We start from the raw sequence: 22,662 nt of genomic DNA, 5'->3' as shown, positions 1-22,662 counted from the left end.
GATCAGGAGTAGAAGCTTTGCGCCAGTGAACCGACCAGCAGTTGCCAGCCGTCGACCAGAACAAACAGCATCAGTTTAAACGGCAGCGCGATGGACGCTGGCGGGACCATCATCATCCCCAGCGCCATCAGCACGCTGGCAACCACCAGGTCGATGATCAGGAACGGGATAAAGACGGTAAAGCCAATCTGGAAAGCCGTCTTCAGCTCGCTGGTGACATAGGCGGGCAGCAGAATACGCATTGGCACCGCTTCAGGACCGGCAATCGGGGCGGTATTCGCCAGACGGGCAAACAGGGCTAAATCCGCTTCACGGGTCTGACGCAGCATAAACTCGCGCAGCGGCTGGGCACCTTTATCAATCGCCACTTCCATGCTGATCTTGTCCTGGCTGAACGGCAGATAGGCATCCTGATAAATTTTGTCGAAGGTCGGTGCCATAATAAAGAAGGTCAGAAACAGCGACAGTCCGAGCAGCACCTGGTTAGGCGGCGCAGAGGGCGTGCCCAGGGCGTTACGCAGTAAACCAAACACAATGATGATACGGGTGAAGCTGGTCATCATCAGCAGCACGGCCGGAATAAAGGTCAGCGCAGTGATAAAGACCAGCGTCTGTACCGGCAGTGACCAGCTCTGACCGCCATTCGGCAGCGAGTGACTCACCAGGCCCGGCAGCTGGGCATGGGCAACCGGTGCCAGTAACAACAGTGGCAATAAAGGAAGCAGTCGACGCATCATTGTGGTTTTCCGGGACGTTTAACCAGGTTCTGTAAAAGCTGACGAAAATCCTGTGGCGCACTGTTAACCGGCGTCACAGAGACCGGTTCACCCGGCGGCAGAGTGTGCAGATGAGTAATCTGCTGTGCGGTGACGCCCAGTACCAGACGGGCATCAGCGGTATCGACAATCACCACCCGCTCACGCTGGCCCACTGAGACGCTGGCTGTGAGTTTAAGCTCCTGGCCGCTGACCTTTTTCGGCGCGAAGCCGACACGGCGTGCCAGCCAGGCGCAGGCCAGAATCAATAAGATAATCACGGCTAACACGCTGCTGACCTGGGCCAGCATGGAGCCGGTCGAGATCGCCTGAGCGTGCGGTGCGGCCGGTTGCAGCGTTTGATTCTGGCTATTCATAATGTAACTCTTTAGCGACTCAGGCGACGCATACGTTCAGATGGGGTGATGATGTCAGTAATGCGCACGCCATATTTGTCGTTCACCACCACCACTTCACCCTGAGCAATCAGGTAACCGTTGATCAGGATATCCAGCGGCTCACCCGCCAGGCCATCCAGTGCCACCACTGAACCCTGCGCCAGACGCAGCAGCTCTTTGATGGTCATTTTGGTGCGACCCAGTTCCACGGTGAGTTTCACCGGGATATCCATAATCAGATCGATATCCTGCAGCGATCCAGCGACGTTGCCGCTGTCGAATGATTTAAAGACTTCGTCGGTCTGCGGCGCACTGCCGCTGCCGACCTGCTCATTCATCGCTTCAGCCCACAGATCGTCCGCAGAGATATCGTCAGACGGTTTATTACTGTCAGTCATGGGGCTGTTCCTCGTTCAGCGAATTCAAAATCGGGTTAATCAGGTGTTCGACACGGAGCGCGTACTGACCATTCATCGTGCCATATTGGCTGGTTAAGACCGGGACGCTATCGACATGGGCGATAATGCGTTCCGGCTTCTCAATCGGCAGCACATCACCGGGTTTCAGCTGCAAAATCCGTGACAGACGCAGTGAGGTTTCGGCAAAGTGAGCGATCAGTTCCAGCTCAGAGTGCTGCACCTGTTTGACCAGGTTATCGCGCCAGTGGTTATCTTCCTGACGTGAGTTTTCGAGCGGTGGATTCACCAGCAGCTCGCGCAGCGGTTCAATCATTGAAAACGGGATACAGATATTAAACTCACCCACCAGGTTACCAATCTCCACCTGGAACGGCGTGTTAACCACGATGTCGTTCGGTGAAGTGGTGATGTTGGTGAACTTTACCTGCATCTCTGAACGTACATACTCGACGTCCAGTGGATAAATGGCCTTCCATGCGTCGCTGTAACCATCCAGCGCCAGCTTCAGCATGCGGCGAATAACGCGCTGCTCGGTATGGGTAAACTCACGGCCTTCGACTTTAGTCGGAAAACGTCCGTCGCCACCAAACAGGTTGTCGACAGCGATAAACACCAGGCTCGGTGAGAACACCACCAGCGCAGTGCCGCGCAGCGGCTTCAGGTGGATCAGGTTCAGGTTGGTTGGCACCGGCAGATTGCGGGCAAACTCGTGATACGGCTGAATCTTGATCGCCCCGACGCTGATATCCGGGCTACGGCGCAGCAGGTTAAACAGCGCCATACGGAAACTACGGGCAAAACGCTCATTAATAATCTCCAGCGCCTGCAGACGCTCGCGAACCACACGACGCTGGGTATTCGGATCGTAAGGACGAATATCGCCTTCCGGTCCGTTTTGTTTCTTTTCTTCTTCCGCACTGCCGCTGTCGCCGTTTAAAAGGGCGTCAATTTCAGCCTGGGAGAGAATGCTATCGCCCATTGATTCACCTCAAAATGAAGGCAGTAAACAGCACATCGTTTACAGCCTGCGGAGGTTGACCTTTTACCAGCGGGGGTGTCAGCGCCTGTTTGATTTGTTCAACAAGCGCCTGCTTTCCTTGCTCTGTCGCCAGCGCCGCAGCGCTCTGACGCGAGAGCAGCAGCAGCAAACGGCTGCGCACCTCAGGCAGATAGTCGTTCATCCGACGCCGGGTATCCTCATCGGGCAGACGCAGGGTAAAGCCTACGTAAAGCACGCGGTCAGGATCGTTGTCGGGATTGACCAGGTTAACCGTAAATGTATCAAGTGCAAAAAAGACCGGAGCGGGAGGCGGTTCAACTTTCGCCACCTCAGGCTTATCGCCCTCATGTTTGTTCATCATTCGCCAGACTGCATAGCCTGCCACGCTGCAAGCGGCCAGCGTCAAAATGAGCAGCACTGGTATTAAGAGTTTACGTTTGCTGCCTTTTTTTGCTTTCGCGTTATCAGACATGGTGCAGTTACTTCCTGTGAATTATGGGCAAGCCTCTCGGCTCACGAGACAGATTATCCGCGTCTTAAGTCAAACCAATGGGTAGAAAAGACGCGGGTTTTACGCTTACCTTCAGCGTTTGCCGCTGTCAGGCGAAAGTGTCGACGGCGCTGTTACCGCTAACGCGAGCCTGAAGGGCGGCGGGAACGGCGATCGGCGTAATGTCGGTGTCACTGTCCTGGGTGAGGGAGAAGCGGCCATGTTGTCCATCGCGGCGCGCCTCCTGCTGCTGCTGGAATTGCTGGCCCTGCGCGGAACTGTCACTGCTCACCTGACTCTCGCCCAGGTTGATACCGCTCTCTGCCAGCGCGTTGCGCAGCTGCGGTATCGCGGCTTCCAGTGCTGCTCTGACGTGGCTATGGCTGGAAACCAGATTAATTTGTGCCTGGTCGTTATCCAGTTTCAGGCTGATCTGGATAGCGCCAAGGTCTTCCGGATGTAAACGCAACTCCGCGTTCTGCTGGCCGTTGCGGCTGAACATCACAATCTGCTGACTCAGCGCCTGCTGCCACTCGTCGCTACCCAGCTGTGAGTTCAGCATCGGCGTTGACGGCGTGCTGGTGGTCGCGGAGGCGGTCACCTGCGCGGGCAGGCTGCTGGCGGTGGCGATTGGCGTAGCGCTGATCGCGTTATCGCTGGCGCTGGCTTTAATTGCAGCCTGATCATCCTGCTTAACCATGTTGCTCAGCGCCTGCTGGAAACTGCTGTCGAGCGTCAGGCCGCTGCTGGTCGCACTCTGCGCGGCGTTGTTGCTCTGGCTGGCGGCAGTTGTGACGGCAGGTTTGCTCTGTGCGTCGCTTCTTGCGTCAGACTTCTCATCTTCGCCCGGTGCGTGGCTCTGCTGCGCGCTGTTCAGCAGTTGCGTCAGCGAGGTCTGGCTTTTCCGGCCGGTATCGGTCTGGGCAATCATGTCGCCCGCTTCACTGCTGACCGGGGTCGACGTGGTGGCTGTGACAGCCGCCACACCCGGTAACATGGCGAACAGCGCCTGCATATTCTGCATATCGCTGGCGCTTAAGGGTGCAACGTCCGGCTTGTCTTTATCATCGGCTGATTTTGACCCACCTTTAATATTTTCCGGCTTAAACAGAGCGGTCAGCGCAGCAGGATTTTCCAGTGCTGCCATCAGTGCATTCAGCGGGGCCTTCGGGCGGGCGTCATCGGCAGTTTCTGCTTTGACGTCAGCGGATTGCGCCGCTTTTCCCTGCTGTTTAGCCAGGCCGAGTAACTGATTTCCCAGTGCGGTCAGAAAGTCCTGCGGCAGGGCATCATCACCCGCAGCAAGGTCAGTTGAGACTGAGGGTTCTGCGTCGGTTTTTACCGTCGCTTTCATAGCAATGTTTGGCAGCGTAATCATTCACCTCTCCTCGATGCGGCCCGTTGGGCAAATTCGTCCATCCGTTTCTGATCGAGACGGTTTTCCTGTCGTAATGCATTTTCCGCTGCGCGCGTAATCAGCGTCTGATAGGCGTTCAGCCGTTGCTGTTTGTCACGCCAGTTGATCAGCGCCTGTTCCAGCCGCTGATTCCAGTTATTAAGCTGGTTACGGTGCTGCTCAATCGCTTTTTCCAGCGTCTGAATAAACTGGTGATAGTTAGTCCAGCGGGTGCTGGCGATGCCCGACGACATGTCATCGTTGAGCTTGTTACGATATTCGTCCTGATAGTCGAGCAGCATCGTCAGCTGCTCGTTCGCGGCGTGCTGGCCGCGACGCATATCGCCTAAATAGATGGCAGCGCGTTCGAGATCCTGCTCCGCTAAGTCGCGCAGCGTATCGATGGCATTTGCAGTTTTCATTGCCGTTACCTCGCGTTAATTCGTATGACTAGCCAAACAGCGCATGCAGATGCAGGCTGGCGTCGTCGTAATCACTGCGCTCAAAGATGCCCTGTTGCAGGAAGGCTTCCATTTGCGGATAGAGCGTGATCGCTTTATCAAGCATCGGATCACTGCCTGCGGCATAAGCGCCGACGCTGACCAGATCGCGGTTACGCTGGAAGCTGGAGAGCAGCTGCTTAAACTGGCGCACCCGCGCATAGTGGTTCTCATCGATCAGCGAGGTCATCGCTCGGCTGATCGAGGCTTCTATATCAATGGCCGGATAGTGACCCGCTTCGCCCAGCCGACGCGACAGCACAATGTGGCCGTCGAGAATGGCGCGCGCGGAGTCGGCGATCGGGTCCTGCTGATCGTCGCCTTCGGTCAGGACGGTATAGAAGGCGGTGATCGAGCCGCCGCCGTCGATGCCGTTACCGGCACGCTCAACCAGCGCAGGCAGTTTGGCGAATACGGAAGGCGGATAGCCTTTGGTGGCCGGCGGCTCACCAATCGCCAGCGCGATCTCACGCTGCGCCATGGCGTAGCGGGTCAGGGAATCCATAATCAGCAACACATGCTTGCCGCGGTCGCGAAAATCTTCTGCGATACGAGTGGCGTAAGCGGCACCCTGCATACGCAGCAGCGGCGAAACGTCGGCCGGGGCGGCGATCACCACCGAACGGGCGCGGCCTTCAGCGCCGAGAATGTTCTCGATAAAATCTTTTACTTCGCGGCCACGTTCGCCAATCAGACCGACCACAATGACGTCCGCTTTGGTGTAGCGCGCCATCATGCCAAGCAGCACGCTTTTACCCACGCCCGAACCGGCGAACAGGCCCATACGCTGTCCGCGACCGACCGTCAGCAGGGCGTTGATCGCCCGCACGCCGGTATCCAGTACGTCGGTGATCGGCGTACGCTGCAGCGGGTTAAACGGCGGGGTGTTCAGCGGCGCGCGATAGCCGGTATCCGGAGACGGCAGGCCGTCCAGCGGTCGCCCGCTGCCATCGAGTACGCGGCCCAGCAGTTCCGGGCCCAGCATCATCTGTTTGCCTGCCTGCGGGTTCTCTCCGTTCTGGCGCGCATAGACCCGCGCTCCTGGTAAAATGCCGTCCACTTCTTCCAGTGGCATCATCAGCAGCTTCTGACCGTTGAATCCCACCACTTCGCTTTCGATTTCACTGATGGTTTTGCCATCGTTGCGTTCGATTACGCAGGTCGCACCCAGCGGTAGCTGTAAGCCGGTCGCTTCCAGCACCAGGCCGGTGGCGCGGGTCAGGCGGCCATAACGGCGCACCGGCTGCACCTGAGCGATGCGTTTCTCAAAGGCGTCGAGCGAGCCGAGCCAGCGATTCAGACGAGTGGTCATTACAGTTCTCCCGGTGCGGCAAGGCGGCAGAGTTCCTGCCAGCGCGTCGCGACGCTGGCATCCAGGTCGCCATCTTCCGCGCTGAGTTTACAGCCGCCAGGATGCAGGGTGCTGTCAGCGATCAGCCGCCAGCCGTGCAGATCCAGCGTCGGACCCAGGGTCTGCTCAATGCGTTGTAAGTCATCCGGGTGAACGCGCAGTTGCGGTTTGCCGCTGAACATCGGTTCCTGCTGCAGTAAACCCTGAATCTGACGCAGCAGGGCAGTGCCATCCACCGTGGTTGCCTGACCAATCACCGAACGTGCCGCTTCCAGCGCCAGTTGCATCAGACGAGCCGCAATCACGCTGTCCAGGGATTCCAGCGTGTTCTGGAACTCGGTTACCAGCTGCTGCATACGCGCCTGAAGTGGCGCCTGCTGCTGCTGGGCATCGGCCAGACCCTGCTGAAAACCGGCGTCGTAACCGGCTTTCTGGCCTTCGGTCACACCCTGCTGATAGCCTTCGTTGTAACCCTGGCCCTGTGCCTCTTTGCGCATCTGCTGCTGCAGGCGTTCGAGCTGCTGTTGCTGCTCATCAACGCCATCTTCAGCTTCGTAAATTTCTGGCTGCAGCTCCGGTTCAGCAGGCTCATCGAAACGGCCTAAATCAGTGGGCTGCCACAGCTGCCAGGGGCGCGCAGAAAATGCATCAGACATAAGTTTCCTCGCCACCACCAATCACCATCTCGCCTGACTCGGCCAGGCGGCGTACCACCAGCAGGATCGCTTTCTGTTCGTTTTCCACTGCGGACATACGCACCGGACCACGGTTGGCCAGATCGTCGCGCAGGATGTCGGCCGCACGGGCTGACATGTTTTTGAGGAACTTCTCGCGCAGTGGCTGTTCGGCACCTTTCAGTGCAACCAGCAGCTGCTCGGACTCCACTTCCTGCAACAGACGCTGGATGCTGCGGTCGTCCACTGCCACCAGGTTTTCGAACAGGAACATCTCGTCGATAATTTTCTGCGCCAGTTCGCCATCGAAGTCGCGTACGGCTTCGATAACCGCCTCTTCCTGCTGCGTTTTCATCAGGTTGATAATTTCGGCTGCGGTTCTCACGCCGCCCATCTTCGCACGCTTGAGGTTGGTGCCATCCAGCAGTCCGTTCAGTACTTCGGTCAGTTCGGCCAGCGCGGCTGGCTGGACACCACCGAAAGTGGCGATACGCAACATCACGTCGTGACGCAGACGCTCGTCGAACAGCGCCACAATATCGGCGGCCTGGGCACGCTTGAGGTGGACCAGGATGGTGGCGATGATCTGTGGATGCTCGTCGCGAATAAGGTCGGCAGCAGCCTGCGGCTCCATAAAGTTGAGCGTTTCCATGCCGCTGGTGGTATCGCGCGTTTCGAGAATGTCCTCCAGCAGGCTGGAGGCGCGCTCTTCGCCCAGCGCACGGGTCAGCACAGAACGCAGGTATTCGTTGGAGTTCAGGCTCAGCGCCGCGAACTGCTCAGCATCCGCTTCGAACTCACGCAGCACTTCAGTCAGCTGCTTATGCGACACCTGACGCATATTGGCCATCGCGCCGCTCAGGTGCTGGACCTCACGCTGGTTCAGGTGTTTGAAAACTTCCGCAGCGCGCTCTTCGCCAATGGTCATCATCAGGATGGCGCTTTTTTCGGTTCCGGTCAGACTCATAGCTCTTTACTCATCCATTCGCGAATTACCAGCGCTACAACGCGCGGATCGTTTTCTGACATGTCGCGGATGCGTTGACTCATCACTTCTGCGCTCATGCGGTTGTTAGACTTACGTTCCTGATCCAGCTCATCTTTACTGAGCTGCACATTAAAGGCTTCTTCTGCCGGCTGCTCAGTCGCTCGGGCAGCAACGGCTTCCGCGGCGGCTTTCTCTGCGGCCTGCTTGCGAACCAGATGCGGACGAACCAGTTTGCGGTAGAGGATGAAGGCTACCAGAGCAATCAACAGCCACTTACCGGCGTTCATCAGCTGATCAAAGAACGACTGCTGTTGCCAGAAGGGCAGATCGGTGGTCACCGGTTCAGTGGTGTTGAACTGCGAGTTCACCACGTTGATGCTGTCGCCACGGTTCTGGGAGTAACCCATCGCTTCGCGGGTCAGATCTTCAATCTGCTTCAGCTGCTGTTCGTTCAGCGCAACCGCTTTGCCTTTATCATCTGCACGGAAGTTCACCACGACCGCAACCGACAGACGCTGTACATCGCCAACGTTGACCTTGGTATGACGAATGGTGCGATCCAGCTCGTAGTTCACCGTGTCGTCACGACGCGAGTTGGTCGGTCCGGCACTGGCCGCTGCGGTACTGGTGGTCTGGTTAGCGTTATTCGCCGCGTTGTTCTGACCGTTAGCATTCTGACCATTGGCGTTCTGGCCATTGGCGGCATTGTTGTTCGGCGTCGTCACCGGCGCAGTGTTAGCTGGCGCAGGCTGGTTAGAGAGCGCGCCCGGCACGCCGCCCGGATAAGGGCTGCCTGACTGGTCGCTGGTGCTGGTCTGACGCGAACGAATCGCTGAGTTCGACGGATTAGCGTTAGGCTGATATTTCTCGTCGGTCTGCTCGGCGGTGTCGAAGTTAATCTGCGCGGTAACCTGCGCATGCACATTGCCCTGACCGAGAATCGGATTCAGGATCGCTTCAATACGTTGCTGGTAGCGTGCTTCAACTTCAGAGGCATACTTGAGTTGCGCATCATTCAGGTCGCGACCGGCGGAATCAGAGCGGGTCAGCAGGCGACCGGTCTGATCGACCACGGTGACGTTGCCCGGCGGTAAACCGGCGACGCTGCTTGAGACCATGTGGGCGATGGCCTGAATCTGGCCTTCATCCAGCGCACGGCCAGGCTGCAGGGTTAAGGTGACAGAAGCGGATGGCGCTTTCTGCTCACGCACAAATAAGGTTGGTTTTGGCATCGCCAGATGAACGCGGGCGCTTTTAACCGGGCCGAGTGATTCGATGGTACGAGCCAGTTCGCCTTCCAGCGCGCGCTGGTAGTTAACCTGCTCGCTGAACTGGCTGATACCGAACTTCTCTTTATCCAGCAGCTCAAAACCCACCGAGCCGCCTTTCGGCAGACCCTGCTGAGCCAGACGCAGACGCAGCTCATGCACGTTCGCTTCCGGCACCATCAGCGCGCCGCCATTTTCGGCGAAGCTATAAGGGATGTTCATCTGCGTCAGCTGCGTGACGATGGCACCGCCATCTTCATCTGTAAGGTTGTTATAAAGGACGCTATAGCTGGGCTGCTTCGCCCAGAGCACCATTGCGATCACTATCGCCACAACGGCGGCGGCAGCGACGATTAAAGGAATACGCGGATTTGCGCGCAGGCGAGCGAGCAGGTCACCGAAGCCTTTCTTTTCTTGTTCTGTTGTGGCGGCTGTACTCGCATTCATGACCGATTCCTGCCTGACGTAATTGACCGGGTAAGTTGAGATGGCAAAACAGACTCCCTGACCTGCGTAGATAAAATTTCCACTTCAATGCCAGGCATTATTAGGTGATAAGGAAAATTCGATGGCTGGATAAGGTAGGTTTTTTGCTGTCATTTAGCGGCTTTGTCTCATTGACAACGTGCTAACTTTTCCCCACAGAAAAAATATCATCCTCCTTTATAAGGTATCGTTCATGTCCATTCAGGCAATTGACGGCGTACTGCAGCAGCTTCAGGCGACCTCACTGCAGGCCAGCAACCGCAGCAGTGAAGCCCCTAATCAGATCGATTTCGGTGCAACTATGAAAGCGGCGCTGGATAAGATCAGCGAGACGCAGACCACCGCCCGCACCCAGGCGCAGGATTTTGAGATGGGTAAACCCGGTATCGCGCTTAATGATGTGATGGTCGATCTGCAGAAATCATCAATCTCAATGCAGATGGGTATTCAGGTCAGGAACAAGCTGGTGTCGGCGTATAGCGAAATTATGAATATGCAGGTTTAGGCGGGTAACTGTCTGAAGTTGTTTAGGTTTATCATACTGCCACTTTAGTGGAGCACGTATGTAGCACAAGATCGCTCATTTTCGTGTTGATGAGTGATAGCTGGTCGTTATTGTTCTCTGACATCCAGGCGCCATAAACCCGGTACACCATCTGCGCATCGGAGTGACCCATTTGCGAAGCGACGTAGTTCGGGTTTGCGCCTGCTGAAAGAGCCCAGCATGCGAACGTATGACGTGACTGATATGCTTTCCGGTGACGCAGGCCTGCACGCCTCAGTGCGCCGGTCCATATCTGTCCGAGTGACTCTGTTGAGTAATATGCTCCCGATCGGCCATTGACAGCGTTCACGCTGGGGTTGAACACGAACGTCTTCTGCTCCTCAATTCGCTCGCCATACTCCCTGGTATGAAAAGTGAATGAGGTCTGAGGATACATTCTTGTCAGCTCTCGCTGGTCACGCAGGATATCGACCGCTGCATCCATCAGGCATATGACACGGTTTCCCGCTTCAGTCTTCGGCGGCGTGAATAAGCCCTGTGGTGTGAGGTTACGGCTGACTTTCAGCTTCTTCGCTTCGAGGTCAATATCCTCCCATGCCAGAGCGCATATCTCTCCGTGACGCAATCCCGTCAGGATGGCAAGAGACCACATGTTTGCCGTCTGACGTGTTGAGCATGCTGTGATGAGGCGAGGGTACTCCTCGCGCGTTATCGGATCCGGCCGCTTATTGGACTTCTTCAAAGGCTTGATGCCCGTCATCGGGTTTGCTTCTATATACCCATTGCCATGAGCAAAGGCGAAAATGGCTTTCAGGTCTGCCATGCTGGAGTTAACCGTGGCCGCCGTCCTGCCTTTCTTTTCTATATTCATCTTCCTGCCGGTAAAGTAACTGCCATTCAGAAGCTCAATTCGAAGGTTGAGAATATCTTTCTGCATGACTGACCGGATGTCCTTTCCGTTGCCGATGATATCCAGAGTCACCCTGACGCGGCGTTCTGTCGTGATGTAAGAGCTATTGGCCCAGTCAGGCTTTTTGAGCTTCAGCCATAAATCCGCAACTTCCCTGATAGGCACCGCCTTTGATGAGCCAGCCTGGTTCTTAAATAGTGGTGAATCCGGAAACTCACTCCTGTAATCAAACGTCCCTGTCTTAATGCGGTAAACGATGTTGCTACGCAGCTCGCCAGCCATCTTCCTGTTTTTGGGTGTATCGGGAACGCCGATCGCCTCCCACCGTCTTTGCCCCTCATACATGAACCAGATTCGAAGGTGGTTCTTATTGGGAGCCACTCCTGTCGGATATCCAGACATACGCCTTCTCCTGATGAAATGGATCTGTATTTAAGCAGATTTCTTCCTGGCAATCGCTGCTGGCTGGTTATCAATCCACTTCTCGATCGCCTTCCAGTCGTAAAAGCACATGCTGTTATCACGCGGCGCGCCATCGGGCGATACGTGCTTATATTCACGCCCCTCCATCCATGACACTTCGCGGGCAGTTTTGATGGTGTTTTTCTTCATGCCGGTGATAGTCATTAGAACGGATTCAGATAATCGAGCACATCCGCAGCTGCAGTTATGGCAAGCGGGCGCTTATGGCTGCCATGACTGTGATGCAGGCCTGCTGTGAGGATGATTTGTCTGATCTTATCGGCGAGCTCCGCCCGGCCAGAGCGAAAGGCAGGGCATTTAAGCGGCGGATGGGTCTGATGGGTGACTTTGAGATGCTGCTAATTGCTCAGTCCCTGATAACTCATGGCATCATCGGTAAGGCAAAGGTTCGCCAGTTACAGCGCCACGAAAGCGGCAAGGCAACGACAGAGTTTAATGCCTTTGATTACGTCAGCGCGGCCCGCAATCATTTCAATATGACGCGCTCAGAAGCCGAGCAATTAACGATGACCGAGTTTCAGCACATGCTTGCAGCCAAATACCCTGACCAGAAGGGATTCACTCGGGAAGAGTACGATCAGGTTGCAGATGATTACCTTGCTAAAAAGGCGAAAAGGCTGGCTAAGGCAGCATAAAAATCACGCGAAGCTTTCTTGCTTCCCATTGCATCAGCTTCCCTTTAGGATTATCGCCATACTTATGAATGGTGGTGGTGATATGAAAAAAATTGCATTGGTTTTAATAATTGCCTGCATTACATCAGGCTGCGTTTACAGAAGTACAGCTCATAGTGGACGGGATTTTGATGAGAACAAATCGACTCAAATAGTTTCCGGGAAAACGACTCAGAACGACCTTGTTGGCCTGCTTGGTGAGCCAATGAAAAAAGAAGTGGTAAGTGAAACTGACGTTAAATGGATTTATGAGTATGTCACCTCTAACGCGGCCGTCAGAGTTTTCAGTTTTAAGCCTAAAGTGGACGTTACCAAAAAAACACTTGAGGTACTTGTGCGAAATGGTGTTGTTGTCAACTACGCACTAACAAACCCAGGAAAGACGCAGTACAAGTAATTCTTTACCACCCAAATATACCTCGCCCCGGCGGGGTTTTTTTATGCCCGGAGAAAAGCGAATGGCAGGCGAGCAGCAGGTTGGCAACATCGTTTATGAGATTGAAATGAATGTCGCCAGGCTTATCGAAGGGCAGCGGCAGGTAAATGATCGTCTAAACAAATTAGACCAAGGCTTCAATAGCACAGCTAAATCGGCTGGGAATGCTGAAAAGTCTTTTTCATCATTAACTAGGGTGGCAACCGCGCTTTCAGCAGCTATCTCGGTGCAGCAGGTTGCAGAGTATGGAAATGCCTGGGTAACGGTTAGCAATAAACTGGCGAACTCCGTCCGGGCTAATGAGCAGCTTGCTGATGTAACCCAGCGCGTTTTCGATATCTCACAGAACACCCGGTCAAGTATTGAGGCTACCGCCACATTGTATGGTCGGCTGGAGCGTTCTACGAGAAGCGCCGGCACCAGCACTGCCGACCTCATTAAGCTAACAACAACCATCAATAAAGGCCTTGCTGTATCTGGCGCAACAACTGAAGAAGCTAGCTCGACAATGACCCAGCTTTCTCAGGCTCTCGCCTCCGGCGTTCTGCGTGGCGAAGAGTTTAACTCTATCTCTGAAAACGGAAGCCGCCTTGCTGTTGCGCTGGCTGATTCCCTTGGTGTAACAATCGGCCAACTGAGATCGATGGCAGCGCAGGGAAAGCTCACCACAGAGGTTGTGGTTAATGGTCTGCTAAAGCAAAGCGATGCGATCGCAAAAGAGTTCGCTAACACTGCGCTAACCATGGGGCAAGCATTTACTGTTGCAACAAACAATATCACCAAATTTGTAGGTGAGAGCTCAAGCGTCAGCACATCTATAAAAATCTTCAATCAGGGTGTTATCTCTCTCAGCGAGAATTTAGATATTGTCGCTAACGTAGTTGCAGCTGCCGCAGTAATCTTTGGCGGGAGATTTACTGGCGCTCTGGCTATGGCAACGAAAGCGAGAGTAGATGACGCTCTGGCAGCCAGAGCGCAAGCGGTAGCTACCGCGCAATCCACTGCAGCCACTGCCACTTCAGCTACCGTTGTCGCCAGAAAGGCGTTGCTGGATAAAGAAGCTGCTCTGTCGTCGCTGGCACTTGCGCAGGCTGAGTATAACGTTGCCAAAGGTTCTTCGGCAGAGGCATTTGCTCTGCAGAACCTCAATGCTGCAAAGTCAGTGGCTATCCAGCGCTCTGCCTCATATGCAGAGGCCCAGATTGCGCAGGCTGCCGCAACGCGAACAGCTACTGCGGCAGCAGTGACGGCAACAACAACGATAAAATCACTTGCCAGTGGCGCGCTCGCTCTTATCGGCGGCCCTGTTGGTGCGGCTGTTATCGCTGCAGCGGGTATTTTTTACTTTTACCAGAAGATGCAACAGGCCCGGCAGGAGAGTATCGACTTCGCCGACAAGCTTGATGGCGTGATCGCCAAAATGAAGAGCATGAGCCAGGTTCAGCTTGCTGCTGAAATTGATAATGCCAGCAAGTCAATCCGCGCTCAGGTTGACGCTTTAAAAGATAATCAATCCACAATTGAGGCAAATGAACTCCAGCAGGCTCGCCTGCGCCGCACCCTTAGCTCGCTTCAGGAAGGAAGCCTGCTTTATAAGGTGGCCCTTTCTGAACTTGCAGATGCACAGAGCGAACATACCCAGCTGCTTGCGCAGAACGAAACTGCGCAAGAAAAGCTCAGTCAGACCGTCAGTAAAACCGGCATTCTTCGCGCACAGATGAATGGCACATTTGCTCAAGGGATCGATTTGCTAAAACGTGACGGCGACGCTGCTGGCGTGGCTAGCGGTCTGATGAATCAGTTCGGTCATGCAATCGACTTCGCCAGCCGCGCAAAGGACAAGTTTAACTCTACAAGCCTGCAAATCCTTCGCAGCGACAAGGCAGATGCCTATAACAAAGATCTGGCAGATGAAAACAAGTTGCTGGCTATCACCGATAAGCGCCTTCGGGCGGTCACTAAAGCCCAAATGGAAGCCGGCGATAAAGGTGGCAACCCGAATCAGGTAATCGCAGCAGGAGAACTTGCTGGAGCGCAATATGACTTGCAGCAGGCGGAAGAGAAGCGAAATAAAGAAACTCGGGCGGGCATAGCTGCCGGTAAAAAGGCCGAAACTCAAGCTGAGCATAATTCACAGGTGCTTGATCAATACAGACAAAAATCAGAGATGGCCGCTGATTCCACCAGTGATCTTTCACGTGCTAATTATTTGTTGCAGGCTCGCCAAAAGCTAACGAACCCTACGCCAGCGCAAATTGCTCAAGTCGAGAAAGACGCGGCAACAGCATGGGATAAGGCTAACGCCATTAAAGCCCAAGCCGCTGCCGAGAAGCTTCTGCCCGAAGCAAAAGAGAATGCAAGTTATAAGCAAGATGTAAGCGACCTGCAAACGGCCCTTTCCGCAAAAAAGATTAGTCAGCAGCAGTACAACGCAACATCTGAACAGCTTGAAGCGCAACATCAGGTCAACCTCGCAAAAATCCGTGCTGAGACAGCTGCAAGGGTTTCGCCCACTCAGGACGCGCAAGGAGCTATCGATCCCGTTCAGGCGCTGGCAAACGAGAACGCCCGCAAACTGGCGCTGATTCAGGAGTTCGAAACTGAGAAAGGCGCCATTACAGCTAACGGACTGGCGCTTATAAACGCAGCCAATACCGAGTACGAGCAGGCCCGAATCGATGCTGCGTGGAAGATATGGGAAAACCAGAGCCAGGCAAATCAGATGCTGGGCGATGCAATCGACTCACTTCAGGGTGGAGCAACAAATGCGATCACCGGCCTTCTTAATGGGACACAAAGCCTGGCTGAATCGTTCGCTAACATTGGGACGACCATCCTGAATAGCGTCGTGAGTGGCCTTGTTGAAATGGGCCTGCAGTACGTCAAGAACATGATCATGGGACAGGCGGCCGCAACAGCCGCTCTGGCATCAACGGCAGCTCAGGCAACGGCAGCAACCGCCGCATGGGCTCCTGCAGCCATGAGCGCATCAATAGCAACACTTGGCAGCGCTTCAGCAGTAGGGACTACAGCCTATACCACAGCATTGGCGGCATCAAAGGGACTGGCAATCGCTGGCGCACGCGAGCACGGCGGGCCCGTCAACGCCAGCAGCATGTATCGGGTAGGTGAAGGCGGTAAGCCTGAAATCTTCAAAGCCAGCAATGGCAGCCAGTACATGATTCCCGGCGACAATGGATCGGTAATCAGCAACCGGGATATTAGCGGTGGGGGCGGTGCCGGTGGTGGGCTTGTGATGAATTTCAACTTCGACATTCAAACCACTGGCGGCGTTGACGAAGCCACGCAGAAGCAGATGGCGCAAATGATGCAGACCGTGGCCCTTCGCACTATCAAAGACCAGCAGCGGCCTTCAGGTTTACTCAGTAAAGGTAGATAACCCATGCCAGAAACTTTCACATGGAGCCCTCAAAAGGGCTTCACGGGCGACCGTACGCCTGATGTAGCCGTAGTTAAGCTGGGCGATGGTTATGAGCAGCGGCAGGTTAAGGGTATCAACCCGTTAATGGGGCGGTACCAGCTGACTTTCGTTGGCTTCGACGATGCCAAATGCTCACGACCTAACGCGGCTAAAGCCGCCGATGCGTTCCTGAAAGGAAGGATGGCTGTTGAAGCGTTCTACTGGACGCCATCGGATACCGGCGTGCAGAGTCTCTATGTGTGCCGGTCATGGTCACTGAAGAAGACAGGCAATCAGCATGAGCTGACCGCCACGTTTGAGCAGGTGCCGAGATGAGAGATATACCAGCAGAACTGATCATCGAAAGCACTGATTCCGGCGTTGGCGCGATGCTCGACCTGTTCGAAGTGGATCTGCAATCATTCGGCGGCGATGTCATCCGCTTCCATGCAGGCACGAACGGCTATTACGGTGACGTAATCTGGCAGGGCCGACAGTACTCAGCCTATCCGATCGCGGTTGAGGGTTTTGAAACCAAGTCAGAGGGTACCTATTCTCGCCCGACGATGAAGGTGGCTAACATCACCGGCCTTATCACTGGCATCAACCATGATTTCGATGATGCATTAGGGGCTGTGGTGACGCGCCGGCAGGTACTGGTAAAACACCTCGACGCGGTCAATTTCCCGAATGGTAATGCAGATGCAGACCCGACCATGGAAGCTGTATCTCGTTACGTTATCGAGGAGATGGTTGAAGAGACATTCGAGACCGTGACCTATAACCTGGCGACACCGGTTGACTGCGATAACGCCATCATACCGGCGCGAACCATCCTGGCGGATGTTTGCCAATGGGTGTACCGCGGCGACGGCTGTGGTTATTCGGGCGGGCCGGTTGCTGATGAGAAAGATAACCCAACCACGGACATGTCACGGGATAAGTGCTCAAAGCACCTCACCGGTTGCCGGATGAGATTCCCTAAACCTGAACCGCTTCCCTATGGTGGCTATCCCGGCTCTTCAAAGGTGTCCTGATGATTGAAGATGAATGCCTGGCATATGCGGCTTTATCCCGTGATGAAGTATGTGGCCTGATTGTTGATGGCGATCGGTTCATGCGCTGTGACAACCATCACCCCGACCCGGGGCGGAACTTTCGCATAAGCGATACAGACTGGATGAGAGCGGAAGCGGCGGGAGAAATCACCGCCGTTTTTCATTCCCATCCTGAGCCAAAACTCGCTCTTTCGGCTGCCGACAGGGTTGCGCAGATTTCTACCGGAATTGATTGGTGGCTGGCGAGCGCTGGCAGGCTTCGAAAGTTCCGACCGGTGCCGCATTTGCTGGGCCGCCGTTTCGAACATGGTGTGATGGATTGCTACACGCTTTTTCGGGACGCCTACCACCTGTGCGGTATCGACCTGCCAGACTTCGAGCGCACTAACGGATGGTGGGTGAGGGGTGAAAACCTCTACCTGAAGAATATGGCTGCCAACGGATTTTACGAAGTTACTCCGGCCGACATTCTGCCGGGGGATGTGATTATCCGGCGCGCCTTCCCTGAATCAGACCCTTGCCACGCAATGTTATGGCTAGGAGACAACACAGTGCTTCATCACGAACTGGGCGGGCGCCTCAGCCGCCGCGAGCCCTACCGGCAATCCTATGTAAGCCTGACGCACTCTATATGGAGGCATGAACAATGCTCATCTTTAGATTTGCGGGGAATCTCCGACGACATTTCCGCCAAATCACTCTGAACGTCGATACACCTTCGCAAGGCCTGCGCCTTCTCCTTGCTCAATGCCCCGAATTCAAACGCGATTTCTATAAAACCCGCTTGCGCCTTCGCATTGATGGCGGTGACGTGTCAGAGGATAACCTCGAATTCCACATGAACAGGCACCTGAAAGACGGCGCAACAGTCCTCTTCGTGCCGATTGTTGAAGGGGCAATCAGCGCCGTTGCTGCGGTCTGGATCATGGTGGCCGTCACGGTCGCCTCGGTTGCTTACTCGCTCTATATGTCCTCACACATGAAGACGCGGAGTGCAGCAGACCAGGACACAAATTCCATTACCAACAACTCATTCACCAGTGCAGAGAACCGAATCGGGCAGGGCAGGCCGGTTCCGTTACTGATTGGCGAAATGGTGGTTGGCAGCAACGTTATCTCTCTCGGTATTGATACCAGCAACAATCAGGACTGGGATATTTCCATCAGTTAAGGTGAAAGCATGAGCTCAGGCGGCGGTGGCGGAAGCACTCCCAAACTTATCGACGACAACCTCAAATCAAAGCAGTATCTGAAAGTCCTCGATCTCATTTCAGAAGGTCCGATTTACGGCCCGGTAGACCAGAACCACCTTTCCTCATTCATGCTGAATAAAACGCCAGTCACTGATGCAGGCGGTAACGTTACGATTAACGGCGTCAGCGTGGCATGGCGTCCCGGCTCTTCAAATCAGTCACCGATCACCGGCTTTGACGCGATTGAAGCGACCACGGTCGTCAATACAGACGTAACCCAGAGCACCCCTCTGGTGCGCACGGTAACCGACACTGATGTGACCCGGGTGCGAATGAACATCGGCGTAACTGGCCTGGTGGAGCAGGATACCAAGGGCAACCAGCACGAAACAGCGGTAACCATGGTCATTGAGACGCGCAATGGAACGTCCGGCTCATGGAATATTCAGAAGACCGTCACAATAAGCGGCAAAATATCAGGCGAGTACCTTGAGGCTCATATCATTGATGCGCCCCTGCAGAAGCCGTTTGATATCCGCCTGCGCCGCGTTACTCCGGACAGCTCAAGCGACCTGATGACTAATGGCACCATCTGGAACAGCTTTACTGAAATCACTGATGACCGCCTTTCATACCCTTATGCGGCTGTGGCAGGCGCAGTGATTGACCGAGACCAGTACACCGACACGCCTACTCGCACCTATCATCTGCGAGGACTCATTGTCGATGTGCCAGATAACTATGACCCGATAGCCAGAACATACACTGGAATCTGGACTGGCGGGTTCAAGTCAGCATGGACCAATAACCCCGCATGGCTGTTTCGCGCTTTAGTGAAAAATACGCGCTATGGACTGGCGCGTCGGGCAGGCTACATCGACGTTGATGATGGCAGCCTGTATATCCTGTCTCAGTTCTGCGATCAGCTTGTTGATGATGGTTATGGCGGCAAAGAACCACGCTTCACCCTGAATGCTTATATCACTGAGCAATCCAGCGCCCGCGATATTCTCGACAAGATTGCAGGCATGTTCCGCGGCATTGCGCTGTGGGACGGCATGCGATTCTCAATCATGCTGGACAACCCGCAGGACCCTGTTGCAGCCGTTACCAATGCCAGCGTTGTAGACGGGCTGTTTACTTACAGCTCCATGAAACGCTCAGAGCGCTTCAACGCTGTTGTGGTGTCCTGGACTGACCCAAACAATGGATGGGAACAGGTCAAAGAATACGTCTCTGATGACCAGATGATTGACCGGTACGGCTACAACGAAACGACGCTGGAGGCCTTCGGATGCACCTCCCGCGGGCAGGCTTTCCGCGCCGGTAAATGGCTGCTTGAAACCTGCAAGCGGGAAACAAAGAAAGTCACCTTCAAGATGGCGCGCGATGCTATCGCTTTCATGCCAGGCGATGTCATTGAGGTCATGGATAATGATTACGCTGCCACAAGACTTGGCGGCCGCATCATTTCTCACAGCGGCGCCGTGATAACTGTGGATGCCGATGTTTCATCTATGGCCGGTGGCGGCGATACGATGTCGCTTATGGGCTCGAATGGTAAGTTCACACGCTATCCGATCGCATCAGTTTCGGGTCGAATCATCACACTGCGAACTTCTCCGAACTGGGTTAAAGACGGAACGATATTCGTCATTTCAACGGGTGACGTTGCTACACGCCTGTTTCGCGTCATGGGGATATCTGAAGACGAAAATAACTCTGTCTATAGCATTTCAGCAACGCTATTCGACCCTAACAAGCAGGCTATCGTGGATGATGGCGCGGTATTCGAAACGCCTAACGATACCCTCAATGGATATCGTGTCCCGAACATCGAAAACCTGCGGATCATCAACGTCAACAGCGAGACTATACAGGTCACGGCAACCTGGCAGACGGCGACGCTGACCAAGAAGATCGTGTTCGAACTCTACGTTTATAACGCAGACGGGAAGGTTGTTGCTCAGTACGAAACAGACCAGTTCCGATATGACTTCTATGGTCTGGATGCCGGTATCTATACGCTGGGCGTGCGTGGCCGCAATGAAAACGGCATGAAGGGTGCCGAAACTCAGGTCAGCCTGGTGATTGGCGCGCCTTCTGCACCTTCGTTCATACAGTGGACACCAGGCATCTTCTCGGCCGATATCGTGCCGGTGATGAATGTCAGCGCAACAACAGATACGACATTTGAGTTCTGGTACACAGGGGAGGTGCCGGCCAGCTCAATCGGTGCCGTGGAGACGGAGGCGCAGTTTCTCGGCAGGGCTTCACAGTGGACTCTTCATGGCCTGAAGGCTGACCACACCTACTACATGTACGTCAGGACAAAAAATGCTTTTGGCGTGTCGTCCTTTGTGCAGGTATCAGGCCAAGCATCTTCCGACATCCCGGGAATGATTGATTACATCGATAAAGCTATAAGAGAGTCGGAGGCTTTCGATAGGCTTACGTCCAATATCGATACTAACATTGAGGGGATACTGCAGAACGCCCTGAACCTTGATGCATCTGTCGATCACCAGTTCGAAGCGTATGGGCTCAACCGCGCTGATATCATCTCTGTACGCCAGACGGTTGCCGACAACAACAGCGCCTACGCTCAGAAGTTTGAGCAAATTCAGGCGCAGTCAGACCAGAACACAGCATCTGTGCAACAGGTTTCCAGCGCCTATTCTGACCTAAGCGGCAAACTTTCGGCCCAATGGGGCGTGAAGGTACAGATAGACAATAACGGCAACAAATTCGTTGCTGGCATGCAGCTGGGCATTGAAGGGAATGGTGGCACAACTCAGTCATTTGCCCTGTTCAGTGCCGATAACTTTGGCATCTACAACACCACAAACGGCACATATCAACTCGCATTTACGGCCGTAAACGGTCAGGTCTTTATGCGTGACGCGTTCATTAACTATGCCTCGATTACGCTTGCCAAGGTTGGCTCATGGTACTCAGCAAACTATGTCGCGGGTCGTTCGGGAACAATCATGAGAAATGATGGCTCTTTCGAATTGTACGGCGGATCCGGTCGGTCTGGCGGAAGCGTGTTCAACGAAACGGGAATGGCTGTTTACGATGCCAATGGGGTGGAGAGGTTTAAGGCGGGGAAACTTAACTGATGGCTGATATTTATGGCGTCCGCATAGTGCCAGATGATGGGGGGAAGCCCATCATACTGGATGCATCAATGCGCTACGCATCTTACCTTGGAAATGCTTCAATGATGGCAAATTCTGGTTCTGTTGGCGGATTTAAAGCCCAGCCAGCAAACAGCAAGGCCCTCATAGTTCCCCGAAATCTGGTGAAAGTATACCTCGGAACCAACCCTGCAGGGCCGCCGATGGCATATATCAGCAGCCTTTCATTCAACGGAAGCTCACTTATTTATAATGCTAAATATAGGAGTCCGGATGGCAATAACCCACCTGCTGTAGAGGCTGGTTTTGCAGACGTGTTTTCAGTCTCTTATGCCGCCAACCCTGCTGTTGAATACGGAGTTAGAATTACAAACGGCTCAAATTTTATGGAGGTCGGCGACGTATCGTATCTTGGATTTGTAACATACAGGGCAGTGATAAATATAAACGGGTCGTGGAGTATCCCATCAGATGTTGTGAATCTCGGAAATTATATTGTGTTTGCCAGGTGGTCCAATACGGATAACCCCCTTTATCTAGACAGGGGAACAAACTCAATAAAGACATATACAGCTTTTGGCAGCACAGAAGGCTCAAAGGAAGGCGGAACAGTAAACAGCGTTCAGGTCGTCGTTGTGTCATGCGGCTTTTCTCCATCGCTGCCTGTTTCCGGTTATGGAATGGTTATTCGCAACGCATCGAATCAGGTCACTTACTCCAGCAAATATCCTCCTGTCATGTGGACTGATGCTTATTACGATATCGGAGGGTATGAGAACTTTGATGGGTCTACCGGCGAGGTTCAATCCTGGGTGAATCCGACTGGCTCGGTGTCGCAGCCGATGGTGCCTTTATGCAGTCTCGGCACCCAGAGAGGCGATTACAGTCGGAACAACAATAACTACACCTTCCGCATATGCCTTGAGTCCGGGCTGAAGATGAACGGCAACGCTGTTACGACTGCCAGAGCAAAATCAACAGGCCGGGAGATTGCGGTATACCAATATCCCAAGGCAATTCAGGCGTCCTGCCAGTTGCCATGTATCGACGCCAGTTATTACTTCTAAATAAACCCACAACCCAATGAACCCGGCCTTGCGCCGGGTTTTTTATTGCC

The 22,662-nt window shown here is 54.3% G+C and carries 23 protein-coding genes; 10 read left to right on the top strand and 13 right to left on the bottom strand.

Annotated elements, in window-relative coordinates:
• Nucleotides 1–2: 2 nt before the first annotated feature.
• From fliP to fliF, 11 genes are all read right to left on the bottom strand, one after another.
• Nucleotides 3–734: a flagellar type III secretion system pore protein FliP gene (gene fliP, locus FOV68_RS03590; protein WP_010247675.1), complete on the bottom strand. Its 732-nt coding sequence runs from the start codon at nucleotides 732–734 to the stop codon at nucleotides 3–5.
• Nucleotides 734–1,132, bottom strand: coding sequence for a flagellar biosynthetic protein FliO (gene fliO / locus FOV68_RS03585; protein WP_010247672.1), 399 nt, complete (start codon nucleotides 1,130–1,132; stop codon nucleotides 734–736). The genes fliP and fliO overlap by 1 nt, the downstream gene beginning before the upstream one ends.
• An 11-nt stretch (nucleotides 1,133–1,143) precedes the next feature.
• Nucleotides 1,144–1,551 (bottom strand): flagellar motor switch protein FliN, encoded by a 408-nt coding sequence (gene fliN / locus FOV68_RS03580; RefSeq protein ID WP_010247669.1) that lies wholly within the window; start codon nucleotides 1,549–1,551, stop codon nucleotides 1,144–1,146.
• Entirely contained in the window at nucleotides 1,544–2,551 is a 1,008-nt protein-coding gene (fliM, locus tag FOV68_RS03575) for a flagellar motor switch protein FliM (RefSeq protein WP_003854473.1), read from the bottom strand. The genes fliN and fliM overlap by 8 nt, the downstream gene beginning before the upstream one ends.
• 4 nt (nucleotides 2,552–2,555) lie before the next feature.
• Nucleotides 2,556–3,044 (bottom strand): flagellar basal body-associated protein FliL, encoded by a 489-nt coding sequence (gene fliL / locus FOV68_RS03570; RefSeq protein WP_039388789.1) that lies wholly within the window; start codon nucleotides 3,042–3,044, stop codon nucleotides 2,556–2,558.
• Between the two features lie 127 nt (nucleotides 3,045–3,171).
• Entirely contained in the window at nucleotides 3,172–4,440 is a 1,269-nt protein-coding gene (locus FOV68_RS03565; RefSeq protein WP_143990331.1) for a flagellar hook-length control protein FliK, read from the bottom strand.
• Complete coding sequence (gene fliJ / locus FOV68_RS03560; RefSeq protein ID WP_003854478.1) at nucleotides 4,437–4,880, bottom strand: flagellar export protein FliJ; 444 nt, start codon at nucleotides 4,878–4,880, stop codon at nucleotides 4,437–4,439. The genes FOV68_RS03565 and fliJ overlap by 4 nt, the downstream gene beginning before the upstream one ends.
• A 28-nt stretch (nucleotides 4,881–4,908) precedes the next feature.
• A complete protein-coding gene (gene fliI, locus FOV68_RS03555; protein ID WP_031593205.1) occupies nucleotides 4,909–6,270 on the bottom strand; it encodes a flagellar protein export ATPase FliI in 1,362 nt (453 codons plus the stop codon).
• On the bottom strand, nucleotides 6,270–6,965 hold the full coding sequence (gene fliH, locus FOV68_RS03550) for a flagellar assembly protein FliH (RefSeq protein WP_010247652.1): 696 nt from the start codon (nucleotides 6,963–6,965) through the stop codon (nucleotides 6,270–6,272). Before fliH ends, fliI begins: the two co-directional genes overlap by 1 nt.
• Nucleotides 6,958–7,950 carry a flagellar motor switch protein FliG gene (gene fliG / locus FOV68_RS03545; protein WP_010670853.1) on the bottom strand — a complete coding sequence of 331 codons (993 nt, stop codon included), beginning with the start codon at nucleotides 7,948–7,950 and terminating at the stop codon, nucleotides 6,958–6,960. Before fliG ends, fliH begins: the two co-directional genes overlap by 8 nt.
• A complete protein-coding gene (fliF, locus tag FOV68_RS03540; protein ID WP_143990330.1) occupies nucleotides 7,947–9,686 on the bottom strand; it encodes a flagellar basal-body MS-ring/collar protein FliF in 1,740 nt (579 codons plus the stop codon). Before fliF ends, fliG begins: the two co-directional genes overlap by 4 nt.
• A 232-nt stretch (nucleotides 9,687–9,918) precedes the next feature.
• Between fliF and fliE the strand changes: the two genes are divergently transcribed.
• Nucleotides 9,919–10,230 (top strand): flagellar hook-basal body complex protein FliE, encoded by a 312-nt coding sequence (gene fliE, locus FOV68_RS03535; protein WP_003854485.1) that lies wholly within the window; start codon nucleotides 9,919–9,921, stop codon nucleotides 10,228–10,230.
• 31 nt (nucleotides 10,231–10,261) lie between these two features.
• Here the strand turns inward: fliE and FOV68_RS03530 are convergent, their stop codons facing one another.
• Both FOV68_RS03530 and xisR read right to left on the bottom strand, forming a co-directional pair.
• On the bottom strand, nucleotides 10,262–11,542 hold the full coding sequence (locus tag FOV68_RS03530; protein WP_143990329.1) for a site-specific integrase: 1,281 nt from the start codon (nucleotides 11,540–11,542) through the stop codon (nucleotides 10,262–10,264).
• A 30-nt stretch (nucleotides 11,543–11,572) separates the two neighbouring features.
• Nucleotides 11,573–11,767, bottom strand: a complete 195-nt coding sequence (gene xisR / locus FOV68_RS03525; RefSeq protein ID WP_143990328.1) for an excisionase family protein — start codon at nucleotides 11,765–11,767, stop codon at nucleotides 11,573–11,575.
• Between the two features lie 59 nt (nucleotides 11,768–11,826).
• Here xisR and FOV68_RS03520 point away from each other — a divergent pair, with 59 nt between their 5' ends.
• From FOV68_RS03520 to FOV68_RS03480, 9 genes are all read left to right on the top strand, one after another.
• A complete protein-coding gene (locus FOV68_RS03520; RefSeq protein WP_370513262.1) occupies nucleotides 11,827–12,258 on the top strand; it encodes a DUF6246 family protein in 432 nt (143 codons plus the stop codon).
• Entirely contained in the window at nucleotides 12,212–12,694 is a 483-nt protein-coding gene (locus FOV68_RS03515) for a hypothetical protein (protein ID WP_186289711.1), read from the top strand. Before FOV68_RS03520 ends, FOV68_RS03515 begins: the two co-directional genes overlap by 47 nt.
• Nucleotides 12,695–12,755: 61 nt before the next feature.
• Entirely contained in the window at nucleotides 12,756–16,133 is a 3,378-nt protein-coding gene (locus tag FOV68_RS03510) for a tape measure protein (RefSeq protein ID WP_143990326.1), read from the top strand.
• A gap of 3 nt (nucleotides 16,134–16,136) precedes the next feature.
• Nucleotides 16,137–16,490 carry a phage tail protein gene (locus tag FOV68_RS03505; RefSeq protein WP_143990325.1) on the top strand — a complete coding sequence of 118 codons (354 nt, stop codon included), beginning with the start codon at nucleotides 16,137–16,139 and terminating at the stop codon, nucleotides 16,488–16,490.
• Nucleotides 16,487–17,191, top strand: a complete 705-nt coding sequence (locus FOV68_RS03500) for a phage minor tail protein L (RefSeq protein WP_143990324.1) — start codon at nucleotides 16,487–16,489, stop codon at nucleotides 17,189–17,191. The genes FOV68_RS03505 and FOV68_RS03500 overlap by 4 nt, the downstream gene beginning before the upstream one ends.
• On the top strand, nucleotides 17,191–17,916 hold the full coding sequence (locus FOV68_RS03495) for a C40 family peptidase (protein ID WP_143990323.1): 726 nt from the start codon (nucleotides 17,191–17,193) through the stop codon (nucleotides 17,914–17,916). Before FOV68_RS03500 ends, FOV68_RS03495 begins: the two co-directional genes overlap by 1 nt.
• Entirely contained in the window at nucleotides 17,859–18,383 is a 525-nt protein-coding gene (locus FOV68_RS03490) for a tail assembly protein (protein ID WP_143990322.1), read from the top strand. Before FOV68_RS03495 ends, FOV68_RS03490 begins: the two co-directional genes overlap by 58 nt.
• Before the next feature lie 9 nt (nucleotides 18,384–18,392).
• Entirely contained in the window at nucleotides 18,393–21,527 is a 3,135-nt protein-coding gene (locus FOV68_RS03485; RefSeq protein ID WP_143990321.1) for a host specificity protein J, read from the top strand.
• Complete coding sequence (locus FOV68_RS03480) at nucleotides 21,527–22,612, top strand: DUF6453 family protein (RefSeq protein WP_143990320.1); 1,086 nt, start codon at nucleotides 21,527–21,529, stop codon at nucleotides 22,610–22,612. The genes FOV68_RS03485 and FOV68_RS03480 overlap by 1 nt, the downstream gene beginning before the upstream one ends.
• The last annotated feature ends 50 nt before the right edge of the window (nucleotides 22,613–22,662 follow it).

This window comes from Pantoea sp. paga (assembly GCF_007558755.1).
GTDB classification, from domain to species: Bacteria; Pseudomonadota; Gammaproteobacteria; order Enterobacterales; family Enterobacteriaceae; genus Pantoea; species Pantoea agglomerans.
The sequence above is the reverse complement of the archived record's forward strand: the minus strand, read 5'-3'. Positions and strand labels throughout refer to the sequence as shown.